This window comes from Corynebacterium sp. 2571A, assembly GCF_055700935.1.
In genome coordinates this window covers 95,997-107,377 of the sequence record NZ_JASTTE010000007.1, presented here as the reverse complement: position 1 = coordinate 107,377, position 11,381 = coordinate 95,997, and the positions used below count along the sequence as shown (strand labels likewise).

The window sequence follows — 11,381 nt, the reverse complement described above, 5'->3', positions numbered from 1 at the left end:
CCGGCACACACCAACACAACCATCCACACAAATGCAAAAAGTACATTGGCACACTATTGAGTTCTCAAACATCACTGCCACCCAAACGAACACACACAAAAAGCACGTGCTCATTTAAGAGCTTTGAAACGATTTTGTCAGGGCCTGTTTTCCTGCCGCCTCTCTGCCTTGGACTCTGTCTCAAGGAGGGGCGCTGTCGGTCGCGCTGACCCATATGAATTTACACACCGGTATTGCATTCCACAAATCGCCTGGTAAATACGCATTTTAACGTACTTTTTCGAAGCCCAGTTTGCGCACTATTCCGCCACCCAGGCTGGCCCCCACGGCGGAGACCCGGAACAGACCCCAAGCGATTAGGTAGGCCACGAGCGGGAAGCCAAGCAGCGCCATTCCCCATCCGGGGAACTTCACCCAGGCGCTAATGCTTATGGCGAGCATGACCAGCACCACGGCGAACGCCCACCAGTTCTTTGTGGAGATGAGCTCGAGCGTGACAGCAATGGGCGCAACCCAGCAGGCCACGAAGACTACCTGCCAGATATCGCCGTAGCCGAAGAGAAATTCCAGGGTCCCCAGCAGCGACGCGCACGCTACGTTCAGCCAACCGGTCAGCCATGCGGCCTTTGCCCATCCCCGGCGCGTGCCGCCGAAGATTAGGTTGTCTCGCCAGGTCTGGCGCACGGTATCCATCACCACCGGCACGAGCCCTGCCATAGTCCCTGCCGCCATAATCCCTGCTGCTACCACGATGTGGTTCATCCAGTTCCAAAAGTTGTCGATGATACCTACGGTAGTTGCCACCAGGCCCACTACCGCCCAGACCGTAAGCCAGCTCCGAACCAGCGGGCGATAGACGATCTGTGCCGCCGGCGTCGGCGGGAAAATCCCATTGTCGGTCCGCCCGTCTGTTTCCGGTAGACGTTCCGACAGGGACTTGCGTTCCGGCTCGCCCGGCTTTACCCAGATCCAAGCCACGACCACCACGGTAGGCAGGACAATCCACCACTGGGCGACCAACGCTGAGATGGCAGCCGGCAGCAGAAATAAGCCGGCATGGACTTTGCGCAGCGTCTGCCACTCGCGGGCAGGCAGCCCCAACACTTGGAACGGGGCGAATTCGGGGAACGCACCCCACGCTGACCCCGCGATAATGGCACTGACGAGCACGGATTCCCAGGCACTCGCGTCCGGAAGCAGGGCTGCTCCCCATATCAAGAAGAGGCCTCCGTATGCGACGAGCGTCCATTTCGTACTAATGGCCCAAAGAAGTCGGAATCGGTTAGGCATTGTGCTCGCCTCCCACCTGCGCGAGGGCCGCCACGGCGCGGGCCAGTGTGACCTCGCTGGCGCGCAGCCCGAGCTCCCGGGCCTGCTCGAAGACGGCGTCGGTGAGGTTGGGGCGGGCATCGACAAGCGCCTTGGATCCAAGCTTGCCTTCGTAGCGTTCGAGGATAGGTACCTCCAGGCGCGATAGTGCCCGGTCGAGCTGTTCCGGCTTGCCGGTAAGTTCGAGGACGCCTTCCAAGATCTCCTCCACCCAGCCCGTAACCGGGTTCTCGCCCATCAGGGAGACGGTATCCAGGTAGGCCGCCAAGTCGTCGAGGTGGTGGGTGGAGACGATGATGGTGCGGCCGTGCTCTTCCTGCAAGACTTCATAGAAGACCTCCTGGTTGCGGGCATCTAGGCCCAGGTAAGGCTCGTCCAGGAGCATGTTGTCGCAGCCCGACGCCACCGCGAAGACGATGCCGAGGGCCGACTTCTGGCCACGCGACAAATTCGCGTAGTTCGTGCTCGGCAGCTCAAAGCGCTCAATTAACTCTTCGGCACGTGGGGAATCCCAGGTGTGCCAGCGCGCTTTCCCGATGGTCATGAGCTTGCGCGTATTCCACCCGTCGATGAGCGGGGTATCGATCCCCATGAGGATGGTCTTGTCCAGCACGGCCGGGTTGTCGAAAGGCACTTGACCGTCCACCCGCACGGCCCCGGAGGGAAGATGTCCCGCAATGCGGCGCAGCAACGTGGTCTTGCCAATCCCGTTTCGGCCGACTAAGCCGTGGGTCAAGGCGGGGGCGAAGTTAAAGTCGCGGGTCTTAATCATCGTCGTGCTCCTTGTGCGTTCTACGGGTCTAGTGGTAGAGACCGCGGCTTTCGGCCACGCGCACGATGAGGTCGAGGAGACCCTCGCGGTCGTAGCCCAGCCGCACTGCCTCGTCGATGAGCGGGGCAACATATTCCGCGGCGAAGTCCCCGCGGCGCCGTTGCCGAATGAGTTCGGTCGCCCCCTCCGCCACGAACATGCCAATCCCGCGGTGCTTTTCCAGAATTCCGAGATCAACTAGCACGGCCAGGCCCTTGCGGGCGGTGGCCGGGTTGATGTTGTGGAAAGCGGCCAGCTCGTTGGTCGAGGGCGCTTGCGCACCCTCCGCCAGCGTGCCGTCCACGATGGAGTCCTCGACCAATGTGGCGATCTGCCGGAACAAGGGTTGCGTCGCGTTATCCATGTCCACCTCGGGGTCTGTCGTGCAGCGGTTAGTGTTGGTTGGTTAGTTAGTCGGTTAGTTACTCACATAACTAACCTAAACACAGGTGCCCTTTTCCGCAACCGCTGGGGCAAAATACCGGCGTTAACTTTCAGATTTCACGCTTCGACCTGGAGTTTTGGGAAAAGAGATCGACGTTGACACGCGAATGAGGCAAACTGGAAGGTACCGAAATTTATTTAGAACAAAGAGAAACGGATTTTAGGAGCCATGCTTGAACGCACAGTTGTATTCGTCGACACCTCGTATTTGTTGGCTAGCTTTTACAACTCCTGGGAAATTGGAGCTCGCGCGCAGCTAGAAATCGACCTCCCCGAGGTGGTATCCACCCTCGGGTCCATGATTGAAAACCAAATCGGCAATCCCGTCCACCGCCAAAACTGGTACGACGGCATCCCGGATACCGGCCCCCACCGCTACCAGCGCGCGCTGCGCACCTGCGACGGCGTCCAGCTCCGGACGGGCCAGCTCATCGAGTGGGGCGAACGCCGTACCCAAAAGGCCGTCGACACCCGCCTGGTCGCCGACATGGTCATCGCCGGCTACGGCCGCCAGTTCACGGATTTCGTGCTGGTCTCCGGCGACGCGGACATGATCCCCGGCGTGCAGGAGGCGACGGAGAACGGCGTGCGCGTCCACCTCTACGGCTTCGGGTGGGACTCTATGTCCTCCGCCCTGCGCCACGCCTGCGACTCGACCACCATCCTGGACCCGCGCGAAGACTTCGCCGACGCCATGGAGCTGCAGGTCCTCGAGGGCCCGCTGCCGCCCGCCGTCCGGGATACCAGCTCGACCGAGGACACCACTGATCCTTGTGCCGAGGACACAGACGCCACCCCGGAGCAGGCCGACGCGCCGCTGCCGCCGGAGGAAGATTCCCGGGTCGAAAAGGAGTTGGGCGGCGACGCGGCGACACCGCAGCCGGAAGCCACCCCGGAGCAGGCCCAGGCACCGGCGGCCGCCCCCAAGCCAGGCGCCCCGAAGCCCGGGGACCAGCTGCCGGCCAACAAGAAGTCCGAGAACAAGAAGCCGGCCCCGAAGCCGTCCATGATGGCGCCGCGGCGGAAACTGCGCTCCCGCTACGTCCCGCTCCCCGAGGAGGTATGGACCTCCGCCGGCTTCCAGACCCCGTTCGACGTGGGCCAGCAGTACGCGTCGTGGTGGTTCGACAATGCTGCCAACACGGAGCAGCGCGACCAGGCCCACCTACTCTCGGGCGGCGGGCTTCCCCCGGAAATCGATCGCCCGCTGCTGCAATTCGCGTGCGAGACCTTGCACGAATACACGTTGAGTGAAAGCCAGCGCGTCAATCTGCGCGATGGCTTCCACTCAGGAATCCGCGGCGTCCTCATCAACATCCGCCGCGATAACTAGCTCTTTATAGAGCTTAGTCCTTCGCGGAGTCAGTGGACTCTGCGGACTCGGCGTCACCCTTTTCGCCGGATTCCAGCTCGGCGGTGGTATCCGCGCCGGACTCGACCTGCTTGTCACTATTCAGCGACGCGCGGATTTCGTCTAGGCGGGCGGCCGCCTTCATGTCCGTGCCGCTCGCGGCGATCTCCTGCATGTGGGCGCCGGCGGAGTCCTGGTAGAGCTCCTGCGCGCCGAGGGCGTCGGTGTAGCGCTTTTCAATCTTGGCCCGCACCGAGTCCAGGGTCGGGGTGTCCCCGTCCGGGGCCAGCTCGTTCATGGAGTTCAGCGCCGCGGAGTTCTTCTCCTGCATTTCGGCCTGGTCAGCCTGGGCCAGCAGCTGGTCCACCTGGGCCAGCTGCTCCTTCAGGCGGGCAGAAGACTCCTTCTGCTGGCGCTGCGCCTGCTCGGCCGCCTGCTTAGCGGCCGCGTGCTGGGTCTGCAGGTTCTCCAGCTCGTTTTCGGCGGAGACCAGCTGGGAGGCCAGGACCTCTGCGGCGTCGTTGTACTCCTGCGCCTTCTGGCTATCGCCCTCCGCGGTGGCCTTGTCCGCCAGCTCCAGCGCGCGCTTGGTCTGGTTCTGGTACTCTTCCCGGGTCTTGACCAGGCGGTTCAGCTGCATTTCCAGCTTGTTGCGGTTGCCGATGATCTCCGCGGCCTGGTCGGAAATTTCCTGGTGCTGCTTCTTGGCACCCTCGACGGCCTGCTGGATCTGGACCTTAGGATCAGCGTTCTCATCGATCTTCTGATCGAAGGAACTCATCAGGTACTTCCAGCCCTTGCTGAACGGATTAGCCATAGCTTTTAAGTCAACTCCTCGGGGTTCATAGAGCATAAAAAATCGCTTTCCCGCGAGTTTAGCCGTACTCGCGGGAAAGCGTGGGGCGGAAGCTGCGAAAACCCTAGTTGTTCTCGGCGTCTGCCTGGGCATTCTGCTCCGCAACCTGCTTGCGGACTTCGTCCATGTCCAGGCCCTTGACCTGCTCAATCAGGTCCTCCAGGGCGGCCGGCGGCAGGGCGCCTGCCTCGCGGAAGACCATGATGGAATCACGGAAGATCATCAGGGTCGGGATGGACTGGATCTGCAGAGCGGCAGCCAGGCCCTGGTTGGCCTCGGTGTCCAGCTTGGCGAAGGTGAGATCGGTGTGCTTTTCCGAAGCCTCCTCGTAAATGGGGGCAAAGCGCTTGCACGGGCCGCACCAATCGGCCCAGGCGTCTACGAGGACGATGCCCTCTTCGGTAACGGTCTTCTCAAAGCTATCTTCGGTCACATCGATGGTCGCCATCTGTAACGTTCTCCTTAAATTCGCGGTACGGGTACGTTGGCCACAACGGTACCGGACGCGCCTTTATTCCGTTTCTTCCGGTGTGGCCTCTGCCGGGCCGATCCTGGGAAAACCCGCTCTTGCCAGATACCCCCTGGGGGTATAACATGGGGGAGAGAAAGCAACTGAGGAAAGGAGCCACCATGGCTACCAAGAACTACACCGTCGAAGGCATGACCTGCGGGCACTGCGAGCTCTCCGTCCAGGAAGAGGTCAGCGAGATTTCCGGCGTGACCGAGGCCAACGCCGATCACACCACCGGCACACTCACCGTCACGGGCGAGGACTTCAGCGACGAGCAGGTCGCCGCCGCCGTGACCGAGGCCGGATACCAGGTGAAGTAAATGACCGCCCCCGATCTTGCCCGCTCCGCTGATACCGCCCACCTAGACCTTGGCGTCACGGGGATGACCTGCACCTCCTGCTCCTCGCGGGTGCAGCGCAAGCTCAACAAGGTCGAGGGCGTTGACGCCCAGGTCAATTTCGCCACGGAGACCGCCGCCATCGACTTCAACCCGGAGTTGTCCACGCCGCAGTCGCTCATCGACGTCGTCCGGGCCGCCGGCTACGACGCCTTCGATCTCTCCGGAGCCGGCGACAACGGCTCCGATGGCGCGGCGGGTGACTCCCCCTCTGACGCACTGTCCGCGGCCCGTGACGACGAGGCCCGGCAGCTGGCCCGCCGGACTATCTGGGCGGCGGTGCTGTCCGCGCCCGTCATGGTCGTCTCCATGGTCCCGGCCTGGCAGTTCATGCACTGGCAGTGGGCCGCCGCCATCCTGGCCACGGTCGTCTACGTGGTCGGCGGCGCCCCCTTCCACACCGCCGCCTGGGCGAACCTCAAGCACGGCGCGTTCACCATGGACACGCTCATCTCCTTGGGCACCTCCGCGGCCTATTTCTGGTCGTTGTACGTCATGTTCTTCGGCAACGCCGGCATGCCCGGCATGACCATGCACATGACGTTTAGCTCCAACCACGCCGAGATGGACCACATCTATTTCGAGTCGGTGGGCATGGTCATTACCTTCCTGCTGCTGGGCCGCTGGTTCGAGACCCGCGCCAAGGGCCAATCCTCCGCGGCCCTCAACGAGCTGCTGACCCTCGGGGCGAAAGACGCCACGGTCCTGCGCGACGGCAAGGAGGTGCGCGTGCCCATCGAGGAGCTCGCCGAGGGCGATATCTTCGTCGCCCGGCCCGGCGAGAAGATCGCCACCGACGGCGTGGTCATCGCGGGCAATTCCGCGGTCGACGAATCCATGCTCACGGGCGAGTCCCTGCCCGTCGAGGTCACTGAGGGCTCGGCTGTCACCGGGGCGACCATCAACTCCTCCGGGCGCCTGGAGGTCAAAGCCACGCGCGTCGGCAAGGATACGACCCTGCAGCAGATAGCCGAGCTGGTCACCGCCGCGCAGGCCTCCAAGGCCCCGGTGCAGCGGCTGGTCGACCGCATCGCGCAGGTTTTCGTCCCCGTGGTGCTGGCCGTCTCCGCGCTGACCCTCGTGGTCCACCTCTTCTTCGGCGGCGTGGCGGCGGCCTTCGTCGCCGGGGTCTCCGTGCTCATCATCGCCTGCCCCTGCGCCATGGGCCTGGCCACCCCCACCGCCATGCTGGTGGGCACCGGGCGCGGCGCCCAGCTGGGCCTGCTCATTAAGGGCCCGGAGATCCTGGAGTCGACCAAGCAGGTCGACACCATCGTGCTGGACAAGACCGGCACCGTCACCGAGGGCGCCATGCGGGTGGCCCAGGTCTTCAGCGCCGACGGCGCCGCCAGCCAGGCTGAGGTCCTCGGCTTGGCCGCCGCCGTGGAGGCCGGATCCGAGCACCCCATCGCCCGCGCGATCTGCGCCGCCGCCGAAGGCGACTCGGCGGTCCCGACTGCCACCGACTTCACCACCGTGGCCGGGCAAGGCGCGCAGGCCCAGGTCGACGGCCACACCATCCGCGTCGGCCGCCCGGCCGCGCAGCTTTCCGATGCCCAAGGACTGGCCACCGCCTTCGCCCGGGCGGAGGAAGCCGGCGGCACCGCCGTGGTCGTGACCCGCGACGAGGAGGCGATCGGGGTCATCGACGTGCGCGACACTGTCAAGGACTCCTCCGCCGCGGCCATCGCGCAGCTGCGCCGGCTGGGCCTGCGCCCGCACCTGCTCACCGGTGACAACGAGGGCGCGGCGAAGGCCGTGGCCGCGCAGGTCGGCATCGATAGCGCGGACGTGACCGCGGGGGTTATGCCGGAAGACAAAGTGGCGGTCATCCGCCGGCTGCAAGAAGACGGGCACAACGTGGCGATGGTCGGCGACGGCATCAACGACGCCGCTGCCCTGGCGCAAGCCGACCTGGGACTCGCCATGGGCGCGGGAACGGACGTGGCCATCGAGGCCTCCGACATCACCCTGATGAACAGCGACCTGCGCGCCGCGGTGGATGCGATCCGCCTGTCGCGCCGGACGCTGCGCACCATCCAGGGGAACCTGTTTTGGGCCTTTGCCTACAACGTAGTGCTCATCCCTGTGGCCGCCTTCGGCCTGCTCAACCCGCTCTTCGCCGGGCTGGCGATGGCACTAAGCTCCGTCTTCGTGGTCAGCAATTCCCTCCGCCTGCGCGGCTTTAGCAGCACTATCCGGGGGTAGTCGGAAAGAAAAGTCCTGGGCAGAAGCATAAAACTCTGGCCTCGGGCCGGGGCAGGTCCTACAGTTAGGTTTCCATGACCCCTATCACTCCTATTTCCCTGACCCGCAACCAACGCCTAGACCGCCTGCCGGTGACCCCTAAACACCGGCGGCTCATCTTTGGCTCCGGGCTCGGCTGGGCGCTCGACGCGATGGACGTCGGATTGATTTCCTTCATCATGGCCGCGCTCGCCCTGCACTGGGACCTGAGCAGCACCCAGACCTCCTGGCTGGCCTCGGCCGGCTTTATCGGCATGGCCATCGGCGCCTCCGTCGGCGGGCTGCTCGCCGACAAGCTGGGCCGCCGCCAGGTCTTCGCCGCCACCCTGCTCGTCTACGGCCTGGCCACCGGCGCCTCCGCCATGGCGACGGGGCTGGCGGTGCTCATCGTCCTGCGCTTCATCGTCGGACTGGGGCTGGGCGCCGAGCTGCCCGTGGCCTCCACGCTCGTCTCGGAGTTCTCGCCACGGCGCATCCGCGGCCGGTTAGTGGTGATCCTCGAGGCCTTCTGGGCGCTGGGCTGGATCGCCGCCGCCTTCATCGGCACCTTCGTCGTCGGCGCCTCCGACTCCGGCTGGCGCTGGGCCCTCCTCATCGGCATGGTCCCCGCCGCCTACGCCGCCTACGTGCGCCTAGGGCTTCCGGAATCCGTGCGGTTTTTGGAGGCGCGCGGCCGCCACTCGGAGGCCGAGGAGATCGTCCGCTCCTTCGAAGACTCCGCCGAGAAATCCGGCGCCACCGTAGAAACCGCGCCGCCCGCCGCGGTGGAAACGGCCCCGGCAGATGAGAAGGAGTCCCTGTTCTCGCCGCGCCTGCGCCGGCGCACCGCGGCCTTCTGGACCGTGTGGTTCTGCGTCAACCTGTCCTACTATGGCGCGTTCATCTGGATCCCCTCCCTGCTGGTGGCCGACGGTTTCGGCCTGGTGAAGTCCTTCAGCTTCACGCTGATTATCACCCTGGCGCAACTGCCCGGTTACGCCGCGGCCGCCTGGCTCATTGAGGTCTGGGGGCGGCGGGCCACCCTCACCGTCTTCCTGGTGGGCTCCGCGCTTGCCGCCGGGCTCTACGGCTGGGCCAGCACCGAGGTGCTCATCATCCTCGCCGGCTGCCTGCTGTCGTTTTTCAACCTGGGCGCCTGGGGCGCTCTCTACGCCATCGGCCCGGAGCTCTACCCCACCCGCCTGCGCGGCCGCGGCACGGGGGCGGCCGCCGGATTCGGCCGGCTGGCCTCCATCGCCGCCCCGCTTATCGTGCCGCCCATCGTGGCCGCCGCCGGGGCGCCCTGGCTCTTTGTCCTTTTCGCCGTCTCCTTCGCCATCGCCGCCGCGGCGGCCTGGGCCCTGCCGGAACAGGCGAACAAGGAACTGACCAACTAGCCGCCGCCACCGTCCACGCCGCCCGGACTAACCGGGAAGATGTGCTTTACTGGCTGTCATGCGTAACTGGTTACCGCTCCTGTGCTACGTCGCCGTGATGGTGGCCATCACTACCCTGAAGCCCTTCTACCAGATCGGCTATCTCTGGGACCCGGCGCGCCAGCGGGTGCGGGAGCTGCACCTGGTCCCCTTCGACGAATTCGCCGGATCCACCTGGTTTGCCCCGCTTTTTGAGTACGCCGGCAACACGGCCTTCTTCGTCCCCTTCGGGGTACTGGCCTTCATCCTGGTACCCAGCGTGCGCAAGGTGACCGCGTGGGGCTTCGCGGTGAGCCTGGCCGTCGAGGTGGTCCAGTACCTGGGCGCGCTGGGGCGCACCGACATCGATGACTTGTTGTTTAACACCCTGGGGGCGCTCATAGGCGCGCTGATCGCGCGCGCCTGCGGCCGTAGGGCCTACCCCGTCTGGCGGGGGCTCTCCTTCGCCCTGACCGCGGTTTTCGTCGTGCTCGTGGCACTGGGGCCGCGCCTGGGCGACGCGGACAAGGTGGTCGACCTGGCCGGTGCCTATCCGTGCCCCATGTTGACGAACCGGGAGTAGTGCAGCTGGTGGGCGACGCCGACGTCGCCGATGGGGCCGCCACGGTGCTTGGCCAGGATGATGTCGGCCTCGCCGGCGCGCTCGTTATCGCGGTCCTGGGAGTCCGGGCGGTAGAGCAGCATGACCATATCCGCGTCCTGCTCAAGGGAGCCGGACTCACGCAGGTCGGCCAGCTGCGGGCGCTTGTCGGTACGGGCCTCCGGGCCACGGTTCAGCTGGGAGATGGCGATGACGGGCACTTCCAGCTCCTTGGCCAGAAGCTTCAGGGAGCGGGAGAACTCACTGACCTCTTGCTGGCGGGACTCGACCTTCTTGCCCGAGGACATCAGCTGCAGGTAGTCCAGCACGATAAGATCCAGGCCGTGCTGCTGCTTGAGGCGGCGGGCCTTGGTGCGGATTTCCATCATCGTCAGGTTCGGCGAGTCATCGATAAACAGCGGCGCGTCCTGGATGCGGTTCAGGGTGTCATTGATCTTGGTCCAGTCATCGCCGCTGACGTTGCCGCCGCGCATGTCCGACAGCTTGACCTCGGACTCGGCGGAGAGCAAGCGCATGACGATTTCGGACGCGGACATCTCCAGAGAGAAGATGACGGACGTGCGGCCGTGGGCCAGGGAGGCCGAGCGCATGAAGTCCATGGCCAGCGTCGACTTACCGACGCCCGGGCGGGCCGCGATGATGATCATCTGCCCGGCGCGCAGGCCGTGGGTGAGCTTGTCCAGGTCGTAGAAGCCGGTCGGCACGCCGGTTTCCTGGCCGCCGTTTTGCAGCTCCGTGAGCTCATCAATGGTGGGCGTAATCAGATCGCCCAGGACGTGGTAGTCCTCCGCGGTCTTCTTCTGCGCGACCGCGAAGACCTGCTGCTGGGCGCTGTCCAGCAGCCCCTCCAGCTCCTGGTCCTCGGTGCCCTCGAAGCCGAGCTCCACCACGCGGGTGCCGGCGTCCACCAGGCGGCGCAGCACCGCCTTTTCCGCCACAATCTCGGCGTAGTAGCGTGCGTTAGCGGCGGTCGGCACGCTGGACAGCAGCGTGTGCAGGTACGGCGCGCCGCCGACGCGCTCCAGATCGTGCGAGCGGTCCAGCCGGGAGGCCAGGATGACCGGGTCGATCCGCTTGTTCTCCGAGTACAGGTCCAGCATGGCGTGGTAGATGATGCTGTGCGCCGGGTAGTAGAAATCCTCCGGGTCCAGCTCCTCGATGACCTCGATCAGCGTGCTGGGGTTTAACAGCATGGAGCCTAAAACGCCCTGCTCGGCGTCCTTGTTGGCCGGCGGGTGCCGGTACTCCGCCAGCTGGTTGAATTCCTCCCGGCCGCCGCGCTTGGCCGGACGGGAATAGCTGCGGTAGCCGCCCTCGTCCGGCGGTTCCGGCGGGATATACCCGTCGTCAAAGCTGTCGAAACTCGCGTTCGCCTCAGCCGCCATGGTCGTCTCGCTCCCCTTCACAAAATAGTGTGC

General features: G+C 65.1%; 11 protein-coding genes. 5 read left to right on the top strand and 6 right to left on the bottom strand.

Annotated elements, in window-relative coordinates:
* Window positions 1-267 precede the first annotated feature (267 nt).
* From QQS53_RS12270 to QQS53_RS12260, 3 genes are all read right to left on the bottom strand, one after another.
* Window positions 268-1,170: a hypothetical protein gene (locus tag QQS53_RS12270; protein WP_472776079.1), complete on the bottom strand. Its 903-nt coding sequence runs from the start codon at window positions 1,168-1,170 to the stop codon at window positions 268-270.
* Window positions 1,171-1,282: 112 nt separating this feature from the next.
* Window positions 1,283-2,101, bottom strand: coding sequence for an ATP-binding cassette domain-containing protein (locus QQS53_RS12265; protein WP_472776078.1), 819 nt, complete (start codon window positions 2,099-2,101; stop codon window positions 1,283-1,285).
* A 28-nt stretch (window positions 2,102-2,129) separates the two neighbouring features.
* The gene (locus QQS53_RS12260; protein ID WP_472776077.1) at window positions 2,130-2,504 is read right to left on the bottom strand and encodes a GntR family transcriptional regulator; all 375 of its coding nucleotides are present in this window, start codon (window positions 2,502-2,504) and stop codon (window positions 2,130-2,132) included.
* A gap of 249 nt (window positions 2,505-2,753) precedes the next feature.
* Here QQS53_RS12260 and QQS53_RS12255 point away from each other — a divergent pair, with 249 nt between their 5' ends.
* On the top strand, window positions 2,754-3,917 hold the full coding sequence (locus tag QQS53_RS12255; protein WP_472776076.1) for an NYN domain-containing protein: 1,164 nt from the start codon (window positions 2,754-2,756) through the stop codon (window positions 3,915-3,917).
* Between the two features lie 13 nt (window positions 3,918-3,930).
* Here the strand turns inward: QQS53_RS12255 and QQS53_RS12250 are convergent, their stop codons facing one another.
* Together QQS53_RS12250 and trxA are read right to left on the bottom strand one after the other, a co-directional pair.
* Window positions 3,931-4,752, bottom strand: a complete 822-nt coding sequence (locus QQS53_RS12250; RefSeq protein WP_472776075.1) for a PspA/IM30 family protein — start codon at window positions 4,750-4,752, stop codon at window positions 3,931-3,933.
* 103 nt (window positions 4,753-4,855) lie between these two features.
* Entirely contained in the window at window positions 4,856-5,239 is a 384-nt protein-coding gene (trxA, locus tag QQS53_RS12245; RefSeq protein WP_070768799.1) for a thioredoxin, read from the bottom strand.
* 182 nt (window positions 5,240-5,421) lie between these two features.
* Between trxA and QQS53_RS12240 the strand changes: the two genes are divergently transcribed.
* The 4 genes from QQS53_RS12240 (at window position 5,422) to QQS53_RS12225 (ending at window position 9,924) form a co-directional block, all read left to right on the top strand.
* Window positions 5,422-5,622 carry a heavy-metal-associated domain-containing protein gene (locus QQS53_RS12240; protein WP_472776074.1) on the top strand — a complete coding sequence of 67 codons (201 nt, stop codon included), beginning with the start codon at window positions 5,422-5,424 and terminating at the stop codon, window positions 5,620-5,622.
* The gene (locus tag QQS53_RS12235) at window positions 5,623-7,908 is read left to right on the top strand and encodes a heavy metal translocating P-type ATPase (RefSeq protein WP_472776073.1); all 2,286 of its coding nucleotides are present in this window, start codon (window positions 5,623-5,625) and stop codon (window positions 7,906-7,908) included.
* A 74-nt stretch (window positions 7,909-7,982) separates the two neighbouring features.
* Complete coding sequence (locus QQS53_RS12230; protein ID WP_472776072.1) at window positions 7,983-9,323, top strand: MFS transporter; 1,341 nt, start codon at window positions 7,983-7,985, stop codon at window positions 9,321-9,323.
* A gap of 58 nt (window positions 9,324-9,381) precedes the next feature.
* The gene (locus QQS53_RS12225) at window positions 9,382-9,924 is read left to right on the top strand and encodes a VanZ family protein (protein ID WP_472776071.1); all 543 of its coding nucleotides are present in this window, start codon (window positions 9,382-9,384) and stop codon (window positions 9,922-9,924) included.
* Here QQS53_RS12225 and dnaB read toward each other — a convergent pair.
* On the bottom strand, window positions 9,891-11,348 hold the full coding sequence (dnaB, locus tag QQS53_RS12220; protein WP_070768795.1) for a replicative DNA helicase: 1,458 nt from the start codon (window positions 11,346-11,348) through the stop codon (window positions 9,891-9,893). The genes QQS53_RS12225 and dnaB overlap by 34 nt on opposite strands.
* Window positions 11,349-11,381: the final 33 nt, after the last annotated feature.